Source organism: Marihabitans asiaticum (assembly GCF_007828725.1).
Taxonomy (GTDB): domain Bacteria; phylum Actinomycetota; class Actinomycetes; order Actinomycetales; family Dermatophilaceae; genus Marihabitans; species Marihabitans asiaticum.
Window position 1 is genome coordinate 171166 of the sequence record NZ_VIUW01000005.1, and the last position, 24920, is coordinate 196085.

Sequence of the window (24920 nt, forward strand, 5' to 3'; positions counted from 1 at the left end):
ACCCCGAGAGGACGGTCATGCGAGATCTTCGACTGGTCGGCGTGCACGACGACGGCGAGCACCTCGTCGCGACGGACGACGACGGGCAGGAGTACCGGATCCGCATCGACGACCAGCTGCGCGCCGCCGCTCGCCGGGACCGTCCGCGGCTGGGCCAGCTGCAGATCGAGATCGACGGCAACGTCCGGCCCCGCGACGTCCAGGCGATGATCCGCGCCGGCGCGAGCGCCGAGGAGGTCGCGGCGCGCACCGGGTGGGACCTGGACAAGATCGCCCGGTTCGAGGGGCCGGTGCTCGCCGAGCGGGAGCACATCGCGAGCGCGGCCCGGCGGGTGCGGATGCGTGGGCAGAGCGCGGGGGCGAACGAGACCCTCGGTGGCCGCGCCTCGGGCCGGCTGGCCCAGCGCGGAGTGGACCAGGACTCCGTGGACTGGGACGCGGCGCGCGACGCGGATGGGCAGTGGACCGTGACCGCGCGCTTCACCGCCGGTGGCAAGGAGCGCGCCGCGTCGTGGTGGTTCGACGTGGCCGGCATGTCGGTGGTGGCCAAGAACGACGAGGCCCGATGGCTCTCGGAGGCGGACACGCCTCAGGGTGCGGTGCCCACGGCTCATCGCCCGACGGCCGTCTTCGACGTCGAGGCCGACGACGCCAAGGCCGCCCAGCGTGGCTCGGACGAGCTGACCGCGACGATGCGAGAGTCCGCCCGGGGGCGTCGGCGTGGACGCCGCAAGTCCCACTCCGAGCCGGTCCTGCCGATCGGCGAGGACGAGTCGGGATCTGACGCCGCCGGCGAGCCTGGCGGCGCCGAGGCCGATGGACGCAGCGCGCAGTCCGTGCCGCCGGCTGCCCGGGGCACCCATCCCGCCGACCTGCCGCAGCTCTCGAGCGACGACGCGGTCGCGGCCGCTGCCCCTGAGCAGGAGTCCGCCGCGAGCGGGCCTGAGGCCGGTCCGGCCACCGCCCCCTCCGACGACGAGGAGCGGACCGCAGGCGACCAGGCGGACACCCGCGACGAGCCGGCTCCGGAGGAGCCCACCAACGCGGACGGGACGCCGGGCGACGGATCGGACCAGCCCGCGACGGACCCGGACGAGGCGAGCGAGGACGGCGCGCTCGAGGGCGCGGCGGATAACGACACCGCAGAAATGGACACCGCTGACGACGACGCGAAGCCGGAAAAGGACACCTCGAAGCGACGCAAGGGCCGCGCCAGCGTGCCCAGCTGGGACGACGTGATGTTCGGCGGCCGCCGGGGCAAGGCCTAGCTCCGGCAGCGCGTGCTTGCTCGGCAGGACCACCCCCGGCGCGTCCGCCGGCTGGCTACGGGGCGGCGGGCAAGCCCACGGCCGGGGGTGGCACCGGACAGGCATCCAGATCGAAGGGCAGCACGTCGGCCGACAGCGCGGCCGCCTGCGCAGCCCGCGAGCTCATCCGGCGCATGTGGTGACGCCGACAGAGCACCTCGTACTCCACCTCGTCCTCGTCGTGGTCGGCGCTGGTCAAAGTGTCCCCGACGACGACCTGCTCGCCCTCGACGACCATGACTCCGCCGACGACCCGGGCGTTGTGCGTGGCCCGCGCCCCGCACCAGCACAGGGCGGCCACCTGCAGCACCTGGGTCCGGTCGGCCAGCTCCACGAGGCGCTGCGAGCCAGGGAAGAGCCGGGTGCGGAAGTCGGCCATGATCCCGAAGGCGAAGACCTCGATGTCGAGCTCGTCGACCAGGCGAGCGAGCTGCTCGACCTGGGCCGGGGTGTAGAACTGCGCCTCGTCGCAGATGACGTAGTCGACCGCGCCGCCGCCGGTGAGCTGGGCGACGACCACCCCCCAGAGGTCGAGATCCTCCTGGACCTCGACGGCGCCGGTGGACAGGCCGAGCCGGGAGGAGAGGACCGACGCCCCGGCCCGGTCCATCCGGGTGAAGATCAGCCCGCGGCGACCGCGTGCGCGGTGGTTGTGATCCATCTGCAAGGCCAGGGTGGACTTGCCGCAGTCCATCGTGCCGGAGAAGAAGACGAGCTCAGCCACAGCCAGCCACCCTATGCATCGCGCGCCTCACGCACCCTCGGCCTCCACCGTGAGCCACGGGACGGCGACCTCCTCGCGGGTCAGCGACCCGTGCAGGCCGATAAGCGCCAGCAGCTCCGGGCGGTGGTGCCGGGAGTCGACCACCGCGACCTCGCCCGTCATCGTGGCGATGACCTCCCCGACCCGAGGCCGGACCCGGTCCTCGACCGGCCCGAACCAGCCGGCGGTGATCGCCTCGTCCCTGGTGACCACGACCGCGTCGGCGCCCAGGCGCTCCTGCCAGGCAGCGAGCACCTCGGCTGCCGCCCCCGGCGCGCAGTGCAGCTGGAGCGACCGCGGCTCACCGGCGAGGTGCTCCACCCCTGCGTCGAGGTCGGGCTCGTGGGCGAGGTCCAGGCGCCGGTGCAGGGGCACGTCGACCATGCCGTGATCGGCGGTGATGTGCACCGCGGTCCCCGGCGGGCGGCCTGAGGCGAGGCGGGCCAGCTCAGCGTCGATGGACTCCAGCTCGTCCCCCCACTGCCACGACGAGCAGCCGTGCACGTGGCCCACCTTGTCCAGGTCCCCCCAGTAGAGATAGACCAGCGCCCGCGGCGAGGAGCGAAGGGCGGTCAGCGCGGCGTCCACGCGGGCCGCCAGGGAGTCTGCGGCGACGAAACGCCCCCCGCGCAGCGCCGCTCGGGTCAGCCCGGACCCGTCGAAGAAGGCCGGTCCGACCCGGACCACGTCGACCCCCTCCGCAGCGGCGGCCTCGAAGACCGTCCGGTGCGGCTGCCAAGTGCGAGGGTCCGGGCCATCCTCCCAGGACAGCTCGTTGAAGACCCGCCCCGTCGCAGGATCGAACGCCTCGTAACCCACGAGCCCGTGGCGTCCGGCCCGCAGGCCGCTGCCGAAGGTGGCCATGGAGGTGGCCGTGGTCGACGGGAAGCCGCTGCCGATCGTCACCGCCCGGCTGGGCTGGCCGGCCAGGCGTCGCAAGAAGGGGGCATGCCCACCCCGGCGGGCGAGCAGCTCGGCACCCAACCCGTCGACGAGGACGACCACCGCCCGGTCGGCATGGGCCAGCGTCCGGTCCCCCGCGGCGCACAGCCCAGTGACGCCCAGGCTGCTCGCCACCGCGGGCAGCAGCCGGTCGAGGCCGCCGTCGAGCTGCTCCGGGAGGCCGGGGACCGGCGAGCGCACGCTCAGCCGCCGACGCGGGCCGAGAGGTCCCGGGCGAAGCTGATCGCCTCGGACAGGGCCGCCGATCCCTCGGCCTCTGCGCTGATCCGCAGCGAGATGTCGTCAGCGGCGACGGTTCCTTCGTACCCGTGGTCGGCCTCGCAGGTCGAGTCCGAGCACGCGGCAGGGACGAGGTCGATCCGGCTCACCGTTCCCCACCCGACGGTCAGGGTGAGCTCCCGGCCCAGGGTCCCCGGCTGGTACTCGCTCGGCGAGGGGACGACGTGGGTGAGCATGACGCCACGGACGGTGCGAAGGGGGATGCACTCGGTCGTCGCGGTGGCGACGTCCGTGCGGTGCGCTGGGTCGTGCGGGAAGTCGTCGGCGTGCGCGATGACGAGTCGGGTCCCGGTGGTGACGAGGACGGTGAGGTGGCGACGGATCGCCTCCTGGTCGAAGGTCGTCTCCTGGTGCACCAGGTGCGTCAGCACCCCTTCGTCCCCCACCGCGGCCCGCACGACGTCGGCGACGAGCTCGGGGTAGTACCCGGCCCGTTCGATCGCGTCGAGCAGCGGCTGGGGCAGCGTCACCTCGGTGATGTCGGCGGGGACCTTCGGCATTCCGCCATTGTGCCTCAGCCTCGGCCGCCCGCCTCGTCGAGCGCTTGGCGCACGGGAGGTCTCAGCCCAGGGCACGGCGGCCGGGGTCGGAGCGCCGCTGCGCGGGTCGGATGAGGATCTCGGCACCGAGGACGGTGGCGCCGTCCTGGTGGGCCATCACCGGGTTCAGCTCGAGCGAGGAGAGCTCGAGGAGGTCGTCGCACATGAGCGAGAGCCGGCCGATGATGTCCTCGAGGGCGCGCCGGTCGGTCGGCGGAGCACCGCGGTAGCCGTCGAGCAGGGGGGCGAGCTTGAGGTCGTCGAGGATCTCGCGGCAGTCGACGTCGGTCATCGGGGGGATCCGGTAGGCGATGTCGTCGAGCAGGTCCGTCGGCGCGCCGGCCAGACCGACCGAGACGACCGGGCCGAAGAGGGGGTCCTCCACGGTGCCGAGCACGCAGGCGATGCCCGAGCGAGCCATCTTCTGCAGGACGAAGTAGTTGGCGTCCAGCGGCGCCAGGTGCTGGTCCATCGCGGTGAAGGCGGCGCGCACCGCGTCCGCATCGCGCAGGTCGACCCTGATGCCGTCGAGCAGCGACTGCCCACGGACCAGGGGGGAGAGTGACTTGACCACGACGGGGTAGCCCAGCTCTTCCGCGGCGTGCACGGCCTCGTCGGCGGTCTCGACCTCGACCCGCTGCCACAGGTCGATGCCGTAGGCCGTGAGCAGGCGGTGCGCCTCGTCGTCGGTGAGTGCCCGGCCGTCGGGGTCGTCGGCGAGCACGGCGTCGATGACCTCGCGGGCGTCGGCGATTCGGGTCCCCTCCCGCACGAGCGGGTCGCCCTTGTCCTTGGCCCGCCACATCCCGTAGCGCGTCGCCAGCGCGAGCGCGCGGACCGCTTCCTCCGGCATGCCGTAGAGAGGGACGGCCTGTCCCGGTCGCTCGGGCGCCTGCTGCGCTACGTCGTCCTGCGTCCCCTCCGCCGCGCCGTCGCTCGCCGGACCGTCCTCGTGGACCAGGCTGCCCGTGTCGACGCCGCGCAGACCGAGCAGGGTCGCGACGCACGGCTTCTCGGAGCGCCGCGCGGACTCCCTGACCGCCTCGACGACGTCCTGGTCGAGCGCTCCGACGGGTGGGATGAAGGCGACGACGACGCTGTCGACGTCCTCGGCGTCGAAGGCCGCCTGCAGTGCCGTCGTGAAGTCCGCGACGGAGGCCTCGGTCCCGACGGCGACCGGGCCGTGCACGACGTCGAGGTCCCACGCGAGCGCGTTGGCGGTGATGATCGAGCCGAGCTGGTGAGAGTTGGTGACGACCGCGACGCGGCGTCCGGCCGGTAGCGGCTGGTGGAGCAGCAGCTGCGCCGCGTCGAACATCTGGTGGACGTTCTCGACGTGGATGACGCCGGCCTGCTTGAGCATCGAGGTGAAGGCGTGCGGCTGCACCCGGGCCGAGCGGACCCGGTGCCCTGGAACGGGCGCGCCCGAGCTGATCACCGACTTCACGACGATGACCGGCTTGTTGGCCGCCAAGGCCCGCGCGATCCGGGAGAACTTGCGCGGGTTGCCCATCGACTCGAGGTAGAGACCCACGGCGTGGGTGCGGTCGTCGTCGATCCAGTACTGCATGACGTCGTTGCCCGAGACGTCGGCACGGTTGCCCGCCGAGGCGAAGACGGAGACTCCGAGGTTGCGGCGGGCGGCAGAGTAGAGGTTGGCCACGGCCAGCGCGCCGCTCTGGGAGTAGAGCCCGAGGAAGCCCGCCGGGGGGACCTGGGGGCTCAGGGTCGCGTTGAGACGCAGCGCCGGGTCGAGGTTGAGCACGCCGAAGGAGTTCGGGCCGATGAGGCGCATGCCGTTGTCCCGGGCGACCCGGAGCACCGAATCCTGCAGCGCGGCACCTCGCTCGTCGACCTCCGCGAAGCCCGAGGAGATGACCAGCGCGCCGTGCACCCCCTTCGCCGCGCACTCCCGAACCACCGCCGGAACCGACTCGGCGGGCACCGCCACCACCGCGAGGTCGACCTCGCCGGGCAGGTCCGAGACGGTGGCCACCGCGGGGAGGCCGAGCACCTCGTCGGCCTCGGGGTTGACCGGGTAGACGGCGCCGGTGAACCCGGTGTCGAGGACGTGAGCGAGCACCTGGTGCCCGATCGCCCGCTCGCGACGGCTGGCCCCGATCACCGCGACGCTGCGCGGGTGCAGCAGCGCGCGCACGCTCGCGGCCTCCGCGCGATGCTCCCGGGCGAAGCGCACGGAGAGCGACTGGGCCGTCGGCGCAATGTCGAAGTGGAGCATGACCACGCCGTCCTCGTAGCGCCGGCTGACCTCGTACCCGGCCTCGGAGAAGACGCCGAGCATCTTGCGGTTCTGCGGCAGCACCTCGGCCTCGAAGCGGGTGATGCCGCGCTCCTGCGCCAGCGCCGCGAGGTGCTCCAGGAGCACCGAGCCGATGCCCTTGCCCTGGTAGCTGTCGCTGATGTTGAAGGCGACCTCGGCGCTGCTCTCGTCGACCCGGTCGTACCGGCCGATACCGATGATGTCGTCCCGGACGAGGGCCACCAGGGCCATCCGGTCGACGTAGTCGACCTGGGTGAAGCGGGCGACGTCCTTGTCGCTCAACCGGCGAATCGGGGCGAAGAAGCGCAGGTAGATGGACTCCTCGGACTGCCCCGAGTGGAAGCGGTGGATGCCCTCGGCGTCGGAGGGGAGGATCGGGCGCAGGCGAGCCACGCTGCCGTCGCGCAGCACGACGTCGGCCTCGGCCAGGTGCGGGTATCCGGCGGGCAGATCCTCGCTCATGGGAGCGATCCTGCCACGTCGCGCCGGTCGCCTCGGCGGACGATGCCGGGGCGGCGAGATCCGCGCGCCGTCGGGGTGTCAGCCCTGGGCGGGCGGTCTCATCGGCGAAGATGGCCGGGCCGACCGTGTCCACCGACCGAGCAGGAGATCCACCCGCATGGCCCGCCGCCGGAGCACCACCACCACGCCCGCAGCCGACGTGCCGGAGCGGATCGTCGACATCGACGTCGCCGACGAGATGCGCGGGGCCTTCCTCGAGTACGCGGTCTCGGTCATCCACGCGCGCGCCCTGCCCGACGCCCGCGATGGCCTCAAGCCGGTGCACCGACGGATCCTCTACGCGATGCACGGCATGGGCCTGCGCCCCGACCGCGGCCACGTGAAGTCCAGCCGCGTCGTCGGCGAGGTCATGGGCAAGTACCACCCGCACGGCGACTCCGCGATCTACGACGCCCTCGTGCGCATGGCCCAGCCCTTCGCCATGCGCCTGCCCCTCGTCGACGGCCACGGCAACTTCGGGTCTCTCGACGACGGTCCGGCCGCCTCGCGGTACACCGAGGCGCGGATGACCTCCGCGGCCCTGCTCATGGTCGGCGGGCTCGAGGAGGACACCGTCCCCTTCGTCCCCAACTACGACGACCAGCTGCTCCAGCCCGAGGTGCTGCCGGCCGCCTATCCCAACCTCCTCGTCAACGGAACGACGGGGATCGCGGTCGGCATGGCCACCCAGATGCCGCCGCACAACCTCGGCGAGGTCATCGGCGCGGCCCGGCATCTGCTCACCCACCCGCAGTGCTCGCTGGACGACCTCATGCGATTCGTCCCGGGTCCGGACCTGCCCGGCGGCGGGCGCATCGTCGGGCTCGACGGCATCCGCGACGCCTACCTCACCGGGCGCGGCAGCTTTCGCACCCGGGCGACGACCCGGATCGAGAAGGTCTCCCCCCGACGCCAGGGAGTCATCGTCACCGAGCTGCCCTACCTCGTCGGCCCGGAGAAGGTGATCGAGAAGATCAAGGACGCGGTCCAGGGCAAGAAGCTCGAGGGCATCGCCGACGTCAAGGACCTCTCCGACCGGACGAAGGGGTTGGAGCTGGTCATCGAGATCAAGAACGGCTTCAACCCCGAGGCGGTCCTGGAGAAGCTCTACCGCCTCACGCCGATGGAGGAGTCCTTCGGGATCAACAACGTCGCCCTCGTCGACGGCACCCCGCGGACGATGGGCCTGAAGGAGCTGCTCACCGTCTACGTCGACTTCCGCGTCGACGTCGTCCGGCGTCGGACCGAGCACCGGCTGGCCAAGCGTCGGGAGCGGCTCCACCTCGTCGACGGCCTGCTCGTCGCGATCCTCGACATCGACGAGGTCATCCAGCTGATCCGCAGCAGCGACGACGCGGCCACGGCCCGCCAGCGCCTCATCGACGTCTTCGACCTCTCCGAGGCCCAGGCGAGCTACATCCTCGAGCTCCAGCTGCGCCGGCTGACCAAGTTCTCCAGGATCGAGCTGGAGCAGGAGCAGGGCGAGCTGCGCCGGGCGATCGCCGAGCTCGAGGAGATCCTGAGCGATGAGTTGGTCCTCACCAAGCTCGTCTCCGGCGAGCTCGCCGAGGTGGGCAAGGCCCACGGCACGCCGCGGCGCACGGTCCTGCTGGAGTCCGCCGGCTCCCCCGCGGCCTCCGCCACGCCGATGGAGGTCGCTGACGACCCGTGCTGGGTGCTGCTCTCCACGACCGGGCTGCTGGCCCGGACGACCACCGAGCACGAGCCGTCCCGCAGCGGTCCGCGGTCCAAGCACGACGCCGTCGTCGCCGCCGTGCGCACGACGGCCCGCGGCGAGGTCGGCGTGGTGACCAGCCGCGGGCGGGTGGCCCGGGTCAGCGCGCTCGAGCTGCCCACGCTGCCCGACACCAACGACGCCCCCTCCCTCTCCGGCGGCGCTCCGGTGGGCGCCTACCTCGACCTCGCGCCGGACGAGCGTGTCCTCACCCTGTCCTCGCTCGCCGAGGACTCCCCCGGGCTCGCCCTGGGCACCGCGCACGGCGTGGTCAAGCGGGTCACGACCGAGCAGCCGAAGGGGTCGCTCTTCGAGGTCATCGCGCTCAAGGACGGCGACGAGGTGGTCGGCGCGGTCGAGCTGCGCACCGGCGAGGAAGAGCTGGTCTTCATCACCGCCGACGCGCGCCTGCTCCACTTCGCGGCGTCGGCGGTCCGCCCGCAGGGGCGCGCCGCCGCCGGTGTGGCGGGGATCAAGACCACCGCCGATGCCCCGGTCGTCCACTTCGGCGCGGTCGACCCAGGCGCCGACGGCATCGTCGTGACGGTCAGCGGCAGCGCCGACAGCCTGCCCGGCACCGATCCGGGAGCGATCAAGGTCACCCCCTTCGCCGAGTACCCCGGCAAGGGCCGCGGCACCTCGGGGGTCCGCGCGCACCGCTTCCTCAAGGGCGAGGACGCTCTGCTGCTGGCCTGGGCCGGCCGGGGCGACGCCCGCGCCAGCGCCGCCAACGGCGTCGCGGTCGAGCTGCCCGCCGCCGACGGGCGGCGCGACGGCTCCGGCACCCCGGCCCAGCGCCCGATCGGCGGCATCGGCGGCTGGTGACGCCGCGCCGGTCGAGGTAGGTCTGGCGCGTCCAGCCGGGCGCGTCTACCTCTACCCGGCGAAGGGGGGAGGAGTTTGGCGTCAGTTGTTGGCGCCGTCGCGCTCCAGGTGCTCCGGGTCGCGCATGAAGGTCTTCTTGCCGAAGACCGCGCGGTTGACCACCCAGGTCAGGGCCCACAGCACGACGCCGAGCAGGAGCAGGCCACCGGCGATCGGGTACTGACCCTGCTGCTCCTCGCTGCGCGCCCACGGGCCGGCGAGGAAGGCGCACAGCAGCGCACCGATCACCGGCAGCGCGGTCGGGGCGTGGAAGTGGCGGCGTCCGACGTCGTCGCGGCGCAGGACGAGGACCGCGATGTTGACGATGGTGAAGACGCACAGCAGCAGCAGCGACGTCGTGCCACCGAGGAGCGCGACGATGTCGCTGTCGCTGTCCAGGGTGACGTAGGTGATGAGCGCGAAGGCGATCGCCGTGGTGAAGAGAATCGAGACCCACGGGGTGCGCCGCTTCGGGGCGACGTGCCCCAGCGGTCGCGGGAGGACGTCCTGGCGGGCCATCCCGTAGAGCAGCCGGCTCGCCATGAGCATGTTGATCAGCGCCGAGTTGGCGACGGCGAACATGGCGATGAAGGGGAAGATCTTGTCGAAGGGCAGGTTCGGCGCCCCGGCGGCGACGACCTGGGTCAGCGCGGACGCCTCATCCGGGTCGGCGAGCTTGCCCACCGGCACCAGCGCGACGGCCGTGATGGAGACGAGGACGTAGATCAGGCCGGTGATCCCCAGCCCGGTGAGCATCACCTTCGGGAAGGTCCCCACCGGGTCCTTGGTCTCCTCGGCCATGTTGACCGAGTCCTCGAAGCCGACCATCGCGAAGAAGGCGAGCGAGGTTGCCATGGTGATCGAGAAGAAGACGCCCTTGTCCTCACCGCTGTCGAAGACGGTGACCTGGGAGAAGTCCGCCTTGCCCTGGGTCACGGCGTAGAGGCCGATGAAGATGATGAGCAGCAGGCCGGAGAGCTCGATGAGGGTCAGCACGACGTTGGCCTTGACCGACTCGCCGACACCGCGCAGGTTGATCAGCGCGACGAGCGTCATGAAACCCAGCGCCGCGAGCAGGATCGGGGCCGCCCCGGCCTCCCACCCGAGCCCGAAGCCGTCGCTGAGGAAGCCGGCGAAGGCATTGGCCGCGGTCGATGCCGAGGTGATGCCCGAGCACATCACCGCGAAGGCGACGATGAAGGTGAGGAAGTGGATGCCGAAGGCCTTGTGGATGAAGGTCGCGGCGCCACCGGCCTGCGGGTACTTCGTCACGAGCTCGAGGTAGCTGAAGGCGGTGACCGTCGCGACCGCGAAGGCGGCGAGGAAGGGCGCCCAGGCGGCGCCTCCGACCTCGGCTGCGACCTTGCCGGTCAGGGCGTAGACACCGGTTCCGAGGATATCTCCGACGATGAAGAGCAGCAGGAGCTTGGGCCCCATCACCCTCTTGAGATCGGTGGCGTCCTCCCCGTCGACTCGCTGCGTCGTCGCGCTCTCGGACATGTGGCCCTCCCTGGTGGCGTTCTGCGCTCACGCGCAGAGACTTACGGTGGCGCAGATCACAGCCGCTGTCCAGAGCACCGCCGCAGGTGTCGCGCATCTGTGATCCGCCGCCTCGAGAACTGCACGCGGGTCGGGGCGAAGGGGGTGTGGCCGGATCAGGCGTCGATCCGCTCCCGGTCGAGCGCGTCGGCCGAGGCGACGATGAACTCGCGGCGGGGTTCGACGTCCTTGCCCATGAGCAGCTCGAAGACCTCGGCGACGGCAGCGACGTCGTCGAGGGTGACCCGGCGAAGGGTGCGCTGAGCGGGGTCCATGGTCGTCTCGGCGAGCTGGTCGGCATCCATCTCGCCGAGGCCCTTGTACCGCTGGATGGGTGACTTCACCGTCTTGCCGCGCTTCTCCAGGCTCGCGAGGGTCTTGCGCAGCTCGGCCTCGGAGTAGGTGTAGATCAGCTCGTTCTTCTTCGAGCCGGCACCCACGACCTCGATCCGGTGCAGCGGCGGGACGGCCGCGTACACCCGGCCCGCCTCGACGAGCGGCCGCATGTGGGTGAAGAACAGGGTGAGCAGCAGGGTGCGGATGTGTGCGCCGTCGACGTCGGCGTCGGTCATGATGATGACCTTGCCGTAGCGGGCGGAGTCGAGGTCGAAGCCGCGTCCGGACCCGGCACCGATCACCTGGATGATCGAGGCGCACTCGGCGTTCTTGAGCATGTCGCCGACCGCGGCCTTCTGCACGTTGAGGATCTTCCCCCGGATCGGGAGCAACGCCTGAAACTCGCTGTTGCGCGCCTCCTTGGCGGTCCCCATCGCCGAGTCTCCCTCGACGATGAAGAGCTCGGTGCCCTCGGTGCCGTTGCTGCGGCAGTCGCGCAGCTTGGGCGGCAACGAGGAGCTCTCCAGCGCGTTCTTGCGGCGCTGGGTCTCCTTGTGCAGGCGCGCGCTGATCCGCGACTTCATTTCGGCGACGACCTTCTCCAGCAGTGCCGTGGCCTGCTGCTTCTCCCCCCGCCGAGGGCTGCTGATCCGCTCGGTGAGCTCCCGCTCGACGACCCTGCTCACGATCGAGCGGACCGCTACGGTGCCGAGGACCTCCTTGGTCTGCCCCTCGAACTGCGGCTCGGCCAGGCGCACGGTGACGACGGCGGTGAGCCCGGCGAGGACGTCGTCCTTGTCGACCTTGTCGCTGCCGACCTTGAGCTTGCGGGCGTTGGCCTCGAGCTGCTTGCGGAAGACCTTGAGCAGGGAGGCCTCGAAGCCGGCGAGGTGGGTCCCGCCCTTCGGCGTGCTGATGATGTTGACGAAGGACCGGACCGTCGTGTCGTACCCGGTGCCCCAGCGCAGCGCGATGTCGACCCCGCACTCGCGCTCGACCTCGGTGGGCGTCATGTGTCCGGACGCGTCGAGGACGGGGACGGTCTCGGTGAAGGTGCCGCTGCCCTGGAGCCGCCAGACGTCGGTCACCGACGGGTCGGGGGCGAGGAACTCGACGAACTCGGTGATCCCGCCGTCGTGCGAGAAGACCTCCTCGACCGGTCCGTCGGCGCCCGGTGTGCCCGGCACGCGCCGCTCGTCGCGGATCACCAAGGTCAGGCCGGGGACGAGGAAGGAGGTCTGTCGCGCCCGGGCGACGAGGGCGTCGTAGTCGAAGCCGGACTCGGTCGGGAAGATGTGCGGGTCTGCCCAGTAGCGGATCCGGGTGCCGGTCGCCCCGCGCCGGGCCTTGCCGACGACGGCCAGCTCGGAGCCCTTCTCGTAGGCGGTGAACTCGTGGTCGGGGTCCTTCTCACCTGCCGACCCGGCGACGTCGCTGAAGACGCCGGGCTCCCCCCTTCGGAACGACATCGCATAGGTCTTGCCGGCCCGGTCGACCTCGACGTCCAGCCGCGAGGACAGGGCATTGACCACCGAGGCACCAACCCCGTGCAGACCGCCGGAGGCCGTGTACGACCCGCCCCCGAACTTGCCCCCCGCGTGCAGCTTGGTGAAGACGACCTCGACACCGGTCAGGCCGGTGCGCGGCTCGATGTCGACCGGGATCCCGCGCGCCTGGTCGCGCACCTCCACCGAGCCATCTCGGTGCAGGATCACCTCGATCCGGTCGCCGTGCCCGCCGAGGGCCTCGTCCACGGCGTTGTCGATGATCTCCCACAGGCAGTGCATCAGCCCGCGGCTGTCGGTCGTGCCGATGTACATGCCCGGACGCTTGCGGACCGCCTCGAGCCCCTCGAGCACCTGCAGGTGGTGGGCGGTGTAGTCCTGGGCGGTCTTGCTCGTCGCCTTCTTGGCGGCGGTCTTCGCTGCGGCTGGCACGGTGGCGCTCTCGTCCTCGCGGGGTGGGGGCTACGGTCTGCCCGCAGGGTAGAACGCACCCACCGACAACCCCGGCAGGCGCGCCACGCCCGGGCCCGAGCAGTGGGCTCCTGACGCACGGGAAGGATCCGGCGTGCTTCACTGTTGACCTGTCCGGACCCGAGACGGGTTCGCACGACGTGAGCACGAAAGAGAGATCAAGTGAACGCAACCCTGGTGTCCCCACTGACCGCGGCCGACCGCTGCGACCGCTGCGGTGCCCAGGCCTACGTCCGCGCCCGACTGCACGCCGGCGGCGAGCTCCTCTTCTGCGCCCACCACGGCCGTGAGCACCTGCCGAAGCTGCGCGACCAGGCCGAGATCGACGACCAGAGCGACCGCCTCCACGAGGACAAGGCCGCCGACGAGGCGCTCGACGAGAGCTGACCATGCCCGGCGCCGCGGCCCACGGCCTGCTCTGGGTCGCCGGGTCGGTCCCTACCGCGACCCCTGACCCGACCCCGGTGGCGATCTGGCCACTGCTGCTCGTCTTCGTCGTCGGGCTGCTCGGCATCGTCGTCCCGGTTCTTCCGGGCCTGATCATCTGCCTCGGCGCGGTCCTCGTCTGGGCCCTCGAGGTCGGTGGGACGCGGGCCTGGGTCACCTTCGCGGTCGCGGCGGCCGTCTTCCTCGTCGGGGTGGTGCTGCAGTACGCCATCCCGGGGCGCCGGATGAAGGCCGAAGGGGTGGGGCGAGCCACGATCGCGGTCGGCCTGGTCGCTGCCGTCGTCGGCTTCTTCGTCGTCCCGGTCGTCGGCGCTCCGCTGTTCTTCGTCCTCGGGATCTACCTCCTCGAGCGGTTCCGCTACCGAGACCCCCGGCGCGCAGCGGCGGCGACACGCTCCGCGGTGAAGGGGGTCATCCGCAGCATCGGAGTGGAGCTCGCCACCGCGCTGAGCATCGCGGTGGTCTGGGCTCTGGGGGTCGCCTCGCACTCGCTCTGAGGAGTCGCTGCGGGGTGCGCGGTGAGGGGCCTACCGATGAGGTGTGACCCGAGTCGGGTGAGGGTCAGTACCCGCTCGAGGACCAGCCGATCAGGTCGTCGTCAGTAGCCGCGCTCGCGGCGCTCGTCCCACCGCTGCTCGAGCCGCTGCATGAAGGTGCCGCTGCGCTGGGGCCGCTTCGCGCCCCGCGACGGCACCGCGCTCGCCCCGCCCTTGGCCCGTCGGCGCCGTCGGGGCGGCCGGGCCGTGGTGATCGAGGTGATCGACCCGTCATCGCCCACGACCCCGAGCGTGGCCTGGTCCTCGTCCGAGCCGGAGGCGACCATGTACGCGATCGAGGCGACGATGACCGCGAACCCGGCGACCCCGACCCACATCGTCGTGATGACGCCGAGGAAGACCAGCCCAACCCCGGCAAGGACGCCGACCAGGCCGAGCACCCTGCGCCTGCGCTGCTCAGGGGTAGGGCCGTCACCCTTCATGCTCGAGGCGAACCGCGGGTCCTCGGCGTAGAGCGCCTGCTCCATCTGATCGAGCATCTGCTGCTCGCGCTCCGACAGGGCCACGTCGACCTCCCTCACACCTGCTCATCCGGTACCCGGGGGCCATCGCTCTCCTCGGGCGGTCCTCAGTCTAGGTCGCCCCGGTCCTCTTCGGTAGCCCGACCTCCCCCCTTCGTCAGCAAGCTGGCCGGTCGCACGCTGCCGGCGCCGAACCGCGACGCCGCCCGGTCGACCGCCCGGTCGGCATCACGCCAGCCGTGCTCGGGCTCGTCGAGGGTCACCTGGACCGGTGTCGAGTCCGACCCCGTCAGACCCTCTACCCGTACGCCGACGAGACGGATCCGGGCGCGCTGCATCCCGAGCGCCTCGTAGAGCTCACGCGCGGCGGCGTAGATGTCGCGGCTGACATCGGTCGCGTCGCGCAGCGACCGGGAGCGCGTCACGGTGGAGAAGTCGGCGAAGCGCACCTTGATGCTCACCGTCCGCCCAACCAGCCGCTGCGCACGCAGACGCGCCCCGACCTTCTCCGAGAGGTCGAGCAGGACCTGACGGATGACCACCGGGTCGCCGACGTCCGCGCCAAAGGTCCGTTCGTGACCGACGCTCTTCTCCCGGCGCACCGGGTCCACGCCTCGTGGGTCCCGCCCCCACGCGAGATCGTGCAGGTGGGTGCCGGTCGCCACGCCGAGAGACTGGGTCAGGGTGGCACGCGGAGTCCGGGCGATGTCGGCGACGGTGCGCAGGCCGAGCCGGGCCAGCGCCTCCTCGGTCTTCTCACCGACCCCCCACAGCGCGGCGACGGGCAGCTGCTGGACGAAGGCGACGACCTCGTCGGCGGGGACGACGAGCATCCCGTCCGGCTTGGCCAGGCCGGAGGCGATCTTGGCGACGAACTTCGTGCTCGACACCCCGACCGAGCAGGTGATCCCCTGCTCGCGAACCACCTGGTCGCGGATCATCTGGGCGATGACCGCAGGAGAGCCCATCAGCCGGACTGCACCCCCGACATCGAGGAAGGCCTCGTCGAGGCTGAGCGGCTCGACGAGGGGGGTGACGCCCTCGAAGACGCGCATCACCGCGCGGGAGATCTCGGCGTAGAGCGCGTGATCCGGCGGGATCACCGTCGCCTGGGGGCACAGGCGGCGGGCCCGCGTCATCGGCATCGCGGAGGTCACGCCGAAGGCGCGGGCCTCGTAGGTGGCCGAGAGGACGACGCTGCGACCTCCGCCGCCGATGATCACCGGGGTACCGACCAGCTCGGGACGGGTGCGCAGCGACGCGGACGCGTAGAAGGCATCCATGTCGACGTGCAGGACGGTGCAGCCGGTGTCGTCGGGCGAGCCGTCGCCGATGCGGCGCGGGACCTGGAACTGGCGACGGCTCACCGCACGGGCTCGGGGAGGTCAGTCCTTGCGGGCGAGGGCATGCAGCTGGGTCCCGAGACGGGAGAGCACGGAGCCGCCGTCGTCGGACACCGCGGCCTGCTCCAGGGCGAGCAGGTCGGAGCGGTCGGCGTCGGAGTCGAGCAGCGCCCCGGGCACGAGGTCGCTGAAGATGCGGACCCCGTGCAGGCCGGCCACGGTGAAGCCGGCGCGGTCGAGCCGGGCCTCGATGTCGTCCTGGTCGAAGCGCCGCGGCATCGGGTCGCTCTCGCCCCAGCGCCCCTCGGGCGTGGCCAGGGCGGCCCGGGCCTGGTCGAAGCGCCCGGCGAGGGCCCGGCCGAGCACGGCGGCCAGGCGCTGCGCGGCGACCAGGCTGAGGTACCCGCCGGGAGCGAGCACGTCGGCGATCCGCCGCAGGGTCTCGTCGGGGTCGTCGACCACCTCGAGGGTGCCATGGCAGCAGACGAGGTCGACGCTGCCCGGGGCAAGAAGGTCGGAGAGGGTGTCGGCGTCACCCTGCACCGCGCTGATCCGACCGGCCGCGCTGGACTCCTCCGCGCGGCGCCGCAGCGAGGCCAGCGCGTCGGGGCTGGGGTCGACGACGGTGACGGTGTGGCCACCCTCGGCAAGGGGGACGGCAAGCCCGCCTGTCCCGCCGCCGAGGTCGAGGACGCGCAGCGCCCGCCCGAGCTCGCGCTCACGCTCGGTGGTCAGCTCGGCGACCTCGGCCCACACCGCCGCGGTGCGCAGGCTGCTCTCGACGCCGCGGCGTCGGGCGCCGCTGCCCGGTGTCGGACGGTCCTGGCTCACGATGCTCCCTTCGGCCCGCAGAGGCGGAGTCCTCGCTGGCTGATCCAGCCTAATGGGGCGTGCGAGCCGACCGGGTCGACCGCTCCTCGGTGGCTGTCCCGGCCGCCACGCCCGGCAGTGATGGTCGCGGTCGGCGATGTCGATCATGACGCCTGCCCCGTGATCTCGTCCTCTCCGGGGTCGGCGCGGAGCTCGCCGGGGACCACGGGCATGCTGGACATCTCGACGGGCACGAGGAGGGCCGGGAGGCTCGGCGCGGGCAGTCCCACCGTCGTCGCGGCGGTGATGAGGAAGTCCTCGCCGGCGCGGAGCAGGTCGTCGACGCCCCGCACGTCGCGCGGGGGGTGGCGGTCGGCGTGCTCGAAGTAGGAGGCCCACTCCCCCAGCTCCGGGGCGACGGTCACGAGCACCCGCCACGCGTCGGTCGGGCGGGCACCGGCCCCGGTCGAACCAGGGCGGCCGCGAGCAGCGAGGACCGCCGCCGCGGTCCGCAGCGTGGCGAGCCGTGTGGCGGCCAGGCGCTCTGCGGCGGACTGGACCCAGTGGGCCTCGGTCAGCGCGTCGGCCGCGACGCACAGGAGTCGGGTGGTCTGCTCGATCCGGCACGCTCCGGGCGCCCTTGGCACCTGTCGCGCCGCACCCTCCGGTGCCCCGTGCTCGTCTGGTGCCGTTCGTGCACCTGCCGCTCCCGGCTCGGTCATCGCACCCGTCCTCGCTCTCCTCGCCCGTGGGGCGCATCATCACCTCGTCCGTGCAGCATACTCGAACATGCGTTCGATCTTTTGCGAGGTGGGCGGCTGACCGGCGGCAGGCAGGACCGGACGCTCAACCGGCAGCGGTCACCGGGTGATCGCCTCCACCGGTCGGGAGGCGGCGGCCAGCTGGCCGGCCAGGTTCTCGTGCACCTCGAGCGTCGCGGTGGAGCGGTTCATCGTGATGAAGTGCAGTCCAGGAGCGCCCTCCGCGAGCAGTCGGCTGGCCAGCTCCGTCGCGATCTCGACCCCCACGGCGCGTACCGCCGCCCGGTCATTCTGGACCGGCCGCAGCCGCTCGAGCACCCGCTCGGGCAGCGGGGTGCCCATGAGCTGGGCCATCCGGTCGACCTGCTTCACGCTGGTCACCGGCATCAGCCCGGGCACGACAGGCAGGTCGCGTCGCGCCGCGAGCGCGTCTCGCAGCCTGAGGTAGCTGTCCACGTCGAAGACCATCTGGGTGATCGCGAAGGTGGCACCGGCGTCGGCCTTGCGCACGAGCGTGTCGATGTCGTCCGCCAGGGAGGCCGAGCTCGGGTGCACGTCGGGGAAGGCCGCCACCCCGACCTCGAAGCCTCCGGTCTCGCCGATCAGGCGGACCAGCTCGTCGGCGTGGCTCAATCCCCCGGGGTGGGCGACCCACTCCCCCCGCGGGTCACCAGGTGGATCTCCCCGAAGCGCGAGGACGTGGTCGATCCCGGCGGCCGCGTACCCCTGGAGCACCTGGCGCAGGTCGGACACGCTCTGCGATACGCAGGTCAGGTGGGCCATCGCCGTCAGCGAGGTCCGCCGGCTGATCTCCTGGGTGATCCGCAGGGTCCGGTCCTGGCTCGAGCCACCCGCCCCGTAGGTGACCGAGACGAAGTCCGGGCGCAGTGGCTCCAACCCCTCGAGCGCCTCCCAGAGGACCGCCTCGCCCACGTCATCGCGTGGCGGCATGAACTCGAAGCTGATCGCCGGGCGGGCGTCCCACAACCGGCGGGTGATCGTCGCCGAGCGCTCGGGGGTGCCGTGCTGCTGGGTCATGGCGCGGACGATAACCGAGCGGCCCACCCGTAGGCTGATCGGGAACGATCTGTGAGACCACCGGCCCGCACGCCCGCGGGCGAGGAGAGATGTCGTGCCCCACCCCTTCGCCGACGACCTGCGCGCTCGGGTCCAGGCCCGCCTCAACGCCGAGCTCGCCCATCAGCAGCAGCACCTGGTCGAGATCGGCCCGGACGTCGGCGACCTCACCGAGGCCATCTCCGCCCTTCTCCTAGGCGGCAAGCGGCTGCGCGCGGCGTTCGCCTACTGGGGCTGGCGCGCCGGTGGGGGCGAGGACCGAGGCGGCGAGCACGCCACCCCGATCGCGCTGGCGGCCGCGATGGAGCTCTTCCAGGCCGCCGCGCTGCTGCACGACGACGTCATGGACGACTCCGACACCCGGCGCGGGCGACCGGCGGCCCATAGAGCCCTCGCAACGGCGCACGCGGAGCGTGGGTGGCGGGGCGATCCCGACGGTCTCGGCCTGGCCGGCGCGATCCTCGCGGGCAACCTCTGCCTGGACTGGTGCGACGACGTCGTCGTCCGCTCCGGGCTGAGCCAGGAGCGGCTCACCGAGACCTGGGCGGTGCTCGAGCGCATGCGCACCCAGCTCATGGCCGGCCAGTACATCGACGTCGTCGAGTCGATGCAGCCGTGGGGGGCGTGGAGCGGGTCGCAGCGGCTGGAGCGGGCCCGCCGGGTGCTGCGCTACAAGAGCGCGAAGTACTCCGTCGAGCACCCGCTGCTCATCGGCGCCGCCGCGGCCGGCGCCGACCCCGGGACCCGCGACGCCCTCTCGGCCTACGGCCTCGCCCTCGGCGAGGCCTTCCAGCTGCGCGATGACATCCTCGGGGTCTTCGGCGACCCGCAGGAGACGGGCAAGCCCGCCGGGGACGACCTGCGTGAGGGCAAGCGGACCGTCCTCGTGGCTCACGCCTGGCTAGCGGCGGAGCGCGCGCAGCGGGAGATGCTCGAGCGTCACCTCGGTGACGCCGACCTCGACGAAGGGGGTGTCGCGGCCTTCCGCGAGATCCTCACCGAGACCGGAGCGGTGGCGCAGGTCGAGGCGGAGATCGACGAGCTCGTGGGGCGTGCGAGGTCGGCGCTGAGCGATCTCTCGTCGCCGACCCACGGACCGGCGGACGGGACGAACGAGGCGCACGACGCGCTGGGCGAGCTGATCGCGCTGGCGACCGCCCGGTCGACCTGAGGCCCGGGGCCGGTCTGGACCTAGAGCGCCTCTTCCATCGCCCGGCGCCGGACCTCGGTCTTGTGGCCGGCCCGGATCGCGGCGATCGGGGTGGGACCGCCCGGGAGCGTGTGGTCAGGGGTGAACAGCCACTCGATGATCTCCTCGTCGCTCATCCGGGCGTCCTGCAGCACGACGACGGTGCCCCGCAGCGCCGGTAGCGGGCCGTCGTCGTCGAAGAACTCTGCGGGGACCGACAGCACGGAGCGCTCCCCGACCCGCACCGCGACCAGCTCGCGCTCCTGGATCATCCGACGCACATCGGTGATCCGCGCCCCGATCCGCTCGGCGACGTCAGGGACGGTCAACCAGTCGTGCACGAGGGAGGCGAGGGGGGCGTGCTCGCCCGACTGCTCGAGCGCCTGACCGGGGAGGTGGGTGCTGCGGTTCATCCCGAGATTCTCTCACCCGCCGGCACCCGAGGGTCCCCGGCGCCGACGCGCGACGCTGCACGACGCGACGCGACCTCGCAGGTCCCCGGTCGAGGCGGTGATCTCCGGTAGCGTCCCCACGGGAGTGATCACCCGTCACATCCGCCACAGCCGTCACAATGGCCACAGCTGGGGTCGGCCCCGAGCCAGTCGCCGGTCATCAGCCATCACGAGGAGACTCATGGTCCTGCCCGTCGTCCTGCCAGCCGCTACCCCGCCCCCGACGCTCGACCTGCCGTCCCACCCCTCCCAGGCGCACAGCGCCGAGCGGTCGGGACGCAGCCATGTCGTCAAGGCGGGTGAGACCCTCTACGGCCTCGCCGATCGCTACGGAACCACCGTCGCGGCGATCCGCGAGCGCAACGGACTCGATCACGGCTTCATCCACCCCGGCCAGGAGCTGCGCATCCCCGCCTCGTCGGGCTCGACGGAGCGCCGCCCCGACTCAGAGCGCCGCTCCGGCCGCACGACGACGTACACCGTCCGCCCCGGTGACACGCTCTCGGGGATCGCCGCCAGGCACGACATCAGCGTGGCCCGCCTCGCCTCGCTGAACTCGATCTCGCCTGCCGACTACATCCATGCCGGGGACCGGCTGCGCGTCGAGGGCTCGGCCGCCATACCGGCGAAGCGTGCGGCGGCCGGACGCAGCGGCGGTGGGACGCACGTGGTCCGCAGCGGCGAGACCCTCAGCGAGATCGCCGCCCGCCACACGATGTCGGTGAGTCGCCTCGCCAAGATCAACGGCATCTCCACGCGCGACTTCATCCACCCCGGCCAGCGACTGAGCCTGTCCGCCTCGTCCGGGCGCGACGCCAGCAAGACCACCCAGAGCAAGGGCACGAGCGGCGGGTCGTCCACCTCTCCCAGCACCCATCAGAAGGGCGATGACCACAACACCTTCGCCGGCCGCACCTACCCCGACTCGATCGTCGGCGCGGCGGCGAAGAACCGCGACATCCTCGGCTCGCGTGCGGTGCCGTCCCGGGACGAGGTCCGGCGGATGATCACCGAGACCGCCCGCCAGCACGGGGTAGACCCCAGGCTGGCCCTGGGACTGTCCTACCAGGAGTCCGGCTGGGACCAGCGACAGGTCTCCGTCGCCAACGCCATCGGCGTGATGCAGGTCATCCCCTCCTCCGGCGACTGGGCGTCGGGGCTGACCGGCAGGGAGCTCGACCTGCTCGACACCCAGGACAACATCACCGCCGGCGTCGTGATCCTCAAGGCCCTGAACCGACTCTCCAGCAGCGAGTCGCAGGCGATCGCCGGGTACTACCAGGGCCTGGCATCGGTCCGGGCGAACGGCATGTACACCGACACCCAGCAGTACGTGAAGAACGTCAAGGCGCTCAAGCAGCGGATGTAGGACTCCATGGCGCGAGCAGCGACGGCCGACCTCGTCGGGGTTCTCCTCGACGGCCGCTACCGCGTGCTCGAGCACCTCGCCGACGGCGGCATGGCGTCGGTCTACCTCGGGACCGACCTGCGCCTCGACCGCGACGTGGCGATCAAGGTGATGCGCCCCGACCTCGCGGCGGACGAGCAGTTCGTCTCCCGGTTCCGTCGCGAGGCCCGCAGCGCGGCCCGGCTGGCGCACCCGAACGTCGTGGCGGTCCACGACCAGGGCGAGTCCGCCGACGGTGTCTTCCTCGTGATGGAGCATGTCCCGGGGCAGACCCTGCGCCAGGTCCTCGACTCCGGCGACGGCCTTCGAGTCCGCGCCGCCCTCGACATCGTCCAGGACGCGCTCGCCGGGCTGGCCGCGGCTCACCGGGCCGGGCTGGTGCACCGCGACATCAAGCCGGAGAACGTGCTCATCCGCGAGGACGGCGCCGTCAAGGTCGCCGACTTCGGCCTGGCCCGCGCGGTGACCTCCCAGACCGCGACCGGCGCGACCGGGGTGCTGCTCGGCACGGTGAGCTATCTCTCCCCGGAGCAGGTCCAGCGCGGCATCGCCGATGCCCGCAGCGATGTCTACGCGATCGGGCTGGTCCTCTTCGAGATGCTCACCGGACGCAAGGCGGTCGACGGTGAGACCCCGATCCATGTCGCCTTCCAGCACGTGCACGGCGATACCCCCACCGTGCACGGGGTCGACCCCCAGGTGCCGCTCGCACTCTGCGAGGTCGTCGACTCCGCGCTGCAGCGCGACCCCGACCTGCGGCCGCGGGACGCAGGAGAGCTGCTCGAGCGGGTCGCTCGGGCCCGAACCGGCCTGACCGATGCCGAGCTGGATCGTCGCCCGGAGCCCGGGCCGCCGGGGACAGACGGGCCCGAGCCGCACCGGACGGAGCGTCAGCTTGGCCGGCCGACCGTGGCACAGCGGTCCGAGCCGACCGAGGGCGCGCTCTCGGGGGTCGTTGTGCCGCAGGACCGCTCGCCCCAGGCCACCGCGCCGCAGCGCCGTTCCCCCCTTCGCTGGCTACCGGTCCTGCTCCTCCTCGCAGCGGGCGCCGCCGCCGGCCTCTGGTACCTCACCATCGGTCAGGTCACGACCGTCCCTGACGTCGCCGGCCAGGAGCTCACCGGCGTCGAGGCGCGAATCGCCGACGCCGAGCTGAGCCTGACGACCCGGGAGGCTTTCGACGAGGAGGTCCCCGCCGGCGTGGCGGTCCGGTCGACCCCGGTCGCGGGCAGCGAGACCCGCAAGGGCAGCGAGGTCGTCGTCATCGTGAGCAAGGGGCCTGAGCGCTTCGCCGTGCCCGACCTCTTGGGGATGACCCAGGCCGAGGCGAGCGAGGCTCTCGGGCGGGTCGAGCTGGCAGCTGGATCGGTGTCCCAGGCCTTCGACGAGGACGTGCCCGAGGGCCAGGTCCGCAGCAGCAGCCCAGAGGCAGGCGCCGAGCTGAGACGCGACGCCACCGTCGACCTCGTCCTGAGCAAGGGTCCAGAGCCGATTCCGATCCCCTCGGTGGTCCAGCAGCCCGTGGCGGCGGCCACGGCCACGCTCGAAGGGGCCGGCTTCGTCGTCACCCGCGCCGAGGACGTCTTCGACCCGAAGGTGCCCAAGGGCGCCGTCGTCTCTCAGGAGCCCGCGTCGGGCACGGGCTACCGCGGCGACACCGTGACCGTCACCGTCTCGAAGGGCCCGGAGATGGTCACCGTGCCCGACGTCGACGGCAAGACCGAGGCTCAGGCACGCTCTGCGCTCGAGGGCGCCGGGCTGACGGTGTCGGTGCAGAAGTTCCTCGGCGGTCCGCTCGACCGGGTCCGCGCCACCAGCCCCGCCAGCGGCACGCGGGTCGTCAAGGGCAGCACGGTGACGATCCTCGTCGTCTGAGGTCCCTGTCGTCTGAGCTGCCTGTCCGAGGAGCCGGGCCCTACGCCTGGGCGAGCATCTCCGCGGTGAGGAAGGCCAGCTCCAGGCTCTGCTGGTGGTTCAGCCGCGGGTCGCAGACCGTCTCGTAGCGACGGTTGAGGTCACCGTCGAGGATCCGCTCGGCACCACCGAGGCACTCGGTGACGTCGTTGCCGGTCAGCTCGACATGGATCCCGCCGGGCACCGTGCCCACCTCGCGGTGGGCGTCGAAGAACCCGCGCACCTCCTCGACGACGTCGTCGAAGTCGCGGGTCTTGTACCCCGACGCCGACTCGAAGGTGTTGCCGTGCATCGGGTCGCAGATCCAGGCAACGCTCGCCCCGCTGCGAGACACCGCCTCAAGGATCGGCGGCAGCGCCTCACGGATCTTCCCCGCGCCCATCCGGGTGATGAAGGTCAGCCGACCCGGCTCGCGCTGGGGGTCGAGCAGGTCGATGACACGGAGCAGCTCGTCGGTGTCGGCCTTGTCGGAGACCTTCATCCCGATCGGGTTGCGGATCTTGCTCACGAAGTCGAGGTGGGCGTGGTCGAGCTGGCGGGTCCGCTCACCCACCCAGAGGAAGTGCCCGGAGGTGCTGTAGAGCTCGCCGGAGCGGGAGTCCACGCGCACGAGCGGCCGCTCGTAGTCCAGCAGCAGGGCCTCGTGCGCGGACCAGAACTCGGTGGACTTCATCGCCTCGAAGTCCGCGCCGCAGGCCGCCATGAACTTCATCGCCTTGTCGATCTCGCGGGCCAGCCCCTCGTAGCGCGCGTTGGCCGCGTTGGCGACGAAGCCACGGTTCCAGTCGTGCACGTGACGCAGGTCGGCGAAGCCGCCTCGGGTGAAGGCGCGCACGAGGTTCAGGGTCGCGGCGCTGGCGTTGTAGGCGCGAAGCAGCCGGTTCGGGTCGGGGGTGCGCGACGCATCGGTGAACTCGAAGTCGTTGACCATGTCACCGCGGTAGGCCGGCAGCTCCACCCCTTCGCGCGTCTCGGTGTCCTTGCTGCGCGGCTTGGCGAACTGGCCGGCCATCCGCCCCATCTTGATCACCGGCATCCCGGCGCCGTAGGTCAGCACCGCAGCCATCTGCAGGATCGTCTTGACCCGGTCGCGGATGTTGTCGGCCGTGGCGTCGGCGAAGGTCTCGGCGCAGTCTCCGCCCTGCAGCACGAAGGCCTCGCCGGCAGCCGCAGCGGCCATCCGGTCACGCAGGTCGTCGCACTCCCCGGCGAAGACGAGCGGCGGGTAGCTCTCGAGGGCGGCGACCGCGCTCGCCAGAGCGTCCCGGTCCGGCCAGGTCGGTTGCTGGGCCGCAGGCAGCTCGGTGGAGAGCCCGTGACGACGCTCGGGGCTGGACATCGCGGCGGGTGCTGCAGGTGGTGCGGTAGTCACCCGAGGCAGTCTAGGCGCGCCGTGCCCGGGGTCGGTCAGGCGTCCA

20 protein-coding genes are annotated in these 24920 nt (G+C 72.0%); 7 read left to right on the plus strand and 13 right to left on the minus strand.

All coding sequences use genetic code 11. The annotated features are described in order from the left end of the window. Nucleotides 1-17 precede the first annotated feature (17 nt). A complete protein-coding gene (sepH, locus tag FB557_RS13620) occupies nucleotides 18-1268 on the plus strand; it encodes a septation protein SepH (RefSeq protein ID WP_144858157.1) in 1251 nt (416 codons plus the stop codon). Between the two features lie 55 nt (nucleotides 1269-1323). On the opposite strand, the gene FB557_RS13625 is transcribed toward sepH, so the two are convergent. The 4 genes from FB557_RS13625 to FB557_RS13640 form a co-directional block, all read right to left on the minus strand. After that, nucleotides 1324-2031: a thymidine kinase gene (locus FB557_RS13625; protein ID WP_144858158.1), complete on the minus strand. Its 708-nt coding sequence runs from the start codon at nucleotides 2029-2031 to the stop codon at nucleotides 1324-1326. Between the two features lie 27 nt (nucleotides 2032-2058). Beyond that, nucleotides 2059-3213 (minus strand): alkaline phosphatase family protein, encoded by a 1155-nt coding sequence (locus FB557_RS13630; RefSeq protein WP_144858159.1) that lies wholly within the window; start codon nucleotides 3211-3213, stop codon nucleotides 2059-2061. Between the two features lie 2 nt (nucleotides 3214-3215). Continuing rightward, nucleotides 3216-3812 (minus strand): DUF5998 family protein, encoded by a 597-nt coding sequence (locus FB557_RS13635; RefSeq protein ID WP_144858160.1) that lies wholly within the window; start codon nucleotides 3810-3812, stop codon nucleotides 3216-3218. A gap of 61 nt (nucleotides 3813-3873) precedes the next feature. Beyond that, nucleotides 3874-6594 (minus strand): bifunctional acetate--CoA ligase family protein/GNAT family N-acetyltransferase, encoded by a 2721-nt coding sequence (locus tag FB557_RS13640; RefSeq protein ID WP_144858161.1) that lies wholly within the window; start codon nucleotides 6592-6594, stop codon nucleotides 3874-3876. 157 nt (nucleotides 6595-6751) lie between these two features. Here FB557_RS13640 and FB557_RS13645 point away from each other — a divergent pair, with 157 nt between their 5' ends. Then, nucleotides 6752-9193, plus strand: coding sequence for a DNA gyrase/topoisomerase IV subunit A (locus tag FB557_RS13645; RefSeq protein ID WP_144858162.1), 2442 nt, complete (start codon nucleotides 6752-6754; stop codon nucleotides 9191-9193). Between the two features lie 81 nt (nucleotides 9194-9274). On the opposite strand, the gene FB557_RS13650 is transcribed toward FB557_RS13645, so the two are convergent. Both FB557_RS13650 and FB557_RS13655 read right to left on the minus strand, forming a co-directional pair. Further along, complete coding sequence (locus tag FB557_RS13650) at nucleotides 9275-10732, minus strand: APC family permease (protein ID WP_144858163.1); 1458 nt, start codon at nucleotides 10730-10732, stop codon at nucleotides 9275-9277. Nucleotides 10733-10887: 155 nt separating this feature from the next. After that, complete coding sequence (locus FB557_RS13655; RefSeq protein ID WP_144858164.1) at nucleotides 10888-13044, minus strand: DNA gyrase/topoisomerase IV subunit B; 2157 nt, start codon at nucleotides 13042-13044, stop codon at nucleotides 10888-10890. A gap of 201 nt (nucleotides 13045-13245) precedes the next feature. Here FB557_RS13655 and FB557_RS13660 point away from each other — a divergent pair, with 201 nt between their 5' ends. Both FB557_RS13660 and FB557_RS13665 read left to right on the plus strand, forming a co-directional pair. Then, nucleotides 13246-13470, plus strand: coding sequence for a DUF7455 domain-containing protein (locus tag FB557_RS13660; protein WP_144858165.1), 225 nt, complete (start codon nucleotides 13246-13248; stop codon nucleotides 13468-13470). A gap of 2 nt (nucleotides 13471-13472) precedes the next feature. Then, a complete protein-coding gene (locus FB557_RS13665; protein ID WP_144858166.1) occupies nucleotides 13473-14027 on the plus strand; it encodes a DUF456 domain-containing protein in 555 nt (184 codons plus the stop codon). A 101-nt stretch (nucleotides 14028-14128) separates the two neighbouring features. Here FB557_RS13665 and FB557_RS13670 read toward each other — a convergent pair whose 3' ends face one another. The 5 genes from FB557_RS13670 to metF all read right to left on the minus strand — a co-directional run bounded on the left by FB557_RS13670 (nucleotide 14129) and on the right by metF (nucleotide 18500). Then, nucleotides 14129-14593: a DUF3040 domain-containing protein gene (locus tag FB557_RS13670; protein ID WP_144858167.1), complete on the minus strand. Its 465-nt coding sequence runs from the start codon at nucleotides 14591-14593 to the stop codon at nucleotides 14129-14131. A 62-nt stretch (nucleotides 14594-14655) separates the two neighbouring features. Beyond that, nucleotides 14656-15915 carry a DNA polymerase IV gene (gene dinB / locus FB557_RS13675; RefSeq protein ID WP_144858168.1) on the minus strand — a complete coding sequence of 420 codons (1260 nt, stop codon included), beginning with the start codon at nucleotides 15913-15915 and terminating at the stop codon, nucleotides 14656-14658. Nucleotides 15916-15933: 18 nt separating this feature from the next. Next, nucleotides 15934-16722 carry a methyltransferase domain-containing protein gene (locus FB557_RS13680; RefSeq protein ID WP_246074845.1) on the minus strand — a complete coding sequence of 263 codons (789 nt, stop codon included), beginning with the start codon at nucleotides 16720-16722 and terminating at the stop codon, nucleotides 15934-15936. A gap of 143 nt (nucleotides 16723-16865) precedes the next feature. Then, entirely contained in the window at nucleotides 16866-17423 is a 558-nt protein-coding gene (locus FB557_RS13685) for an SAV_6107 family HEPN domain-containing protein (RefSeq protein WP_144858170.1), read from the minus strand. Nucleotides 17424-17561: 138 nt separating this feature from the next. Next, entirely contained in the window at nucleotides 17562-18500 is a 939-nt protein-coding gene (metF, locus tag FB557_RS13690; protein ID WP_144858171.1) for a methylenetetrahydrofolate reductase [NAD(P)H], read from the minus strand. 94 nt (nucleotides 18501-18594) lie between these two features. On the opposite strand from metF, the gene FB557_RS13695 reads away from it, so the two are divergent. Further along, entirely contained in the window at nucleotides 18595-19710 is a 1116-nt protein-coding gene (locus tag FB557_RS13695; RefSeq protein WP_144858172.1) for a polyprenyl synthetase family protein, read from the plus strand. Between the two features lie 20 nt (nucleotides 19711-19730). Here the strand turns inward: FB557_RS13695 and FB557_RS13700 are convergent, their stop codons facing one another. Then, on the minus strand, nucleotides 19731-20141 hold the full coding sequence (locus FB557_RS13700) for an Rv2175c family DNA-binding protein (RefSeq protein ID WP_170236302.1): 411 nt from the start codon (nucleotides 20139-20141) through the stop codon (nucleotides 19731-19733). 220 nt (nucleotides 20142-20361) lie between these two features. Between FB557_RS13700 and FB557_RS13705 the strand changes: the two genes are divergently transcribed. Both FB557_RS13705 and pknB read left to right on the plus strand, forming a co-directional pair. Further along, nucleotides 20362-21549 (plus strand): LysM peptidoglycan-binding domain-containing protein, encoded by a 1188-nt coding sequence (locus FB557_RS13705; RefSeq protein WP_144858173.1) that lies wholly within the window; start codon nucleotides 20362-20364, stop codon nucleotides 21547-21549. Nucleotides 21550-21555: 6 nt separating this feature from the next. After that, on the plus strand, nucleotides 21556-23463 hold the full coding sequence (gene pknB / locus FB557_RS13710; protein ID WP_144858174.1) for a Stk1 family PASTA domain-containing Ser/Thr kinase: 1908 nt from the start codon (nucleotides 21556-21558) through the stop codon (nucleotides 23461-23463). A 40-nt stretch (nucleotides 23464-23503) separates the two neighbouring features. On the opposite strand, the gene FB557_RS13715 is transcribed toward pknB, so the two are convergent. Beyond that, on the minus strand, nucleotides 23504-24841 hold the full coding sequence (locus FB557_RS13715) for a class II 3-deoxy-7-phosphoheptulonate synthase (protein WP_144858230.1): 1338 nt from the start codon (nucleotides 24839-24841) through the stop codon (nucleotides 23504-23506). Nucleotides 24842-24920: the final 79 nt, after the last annotated feature.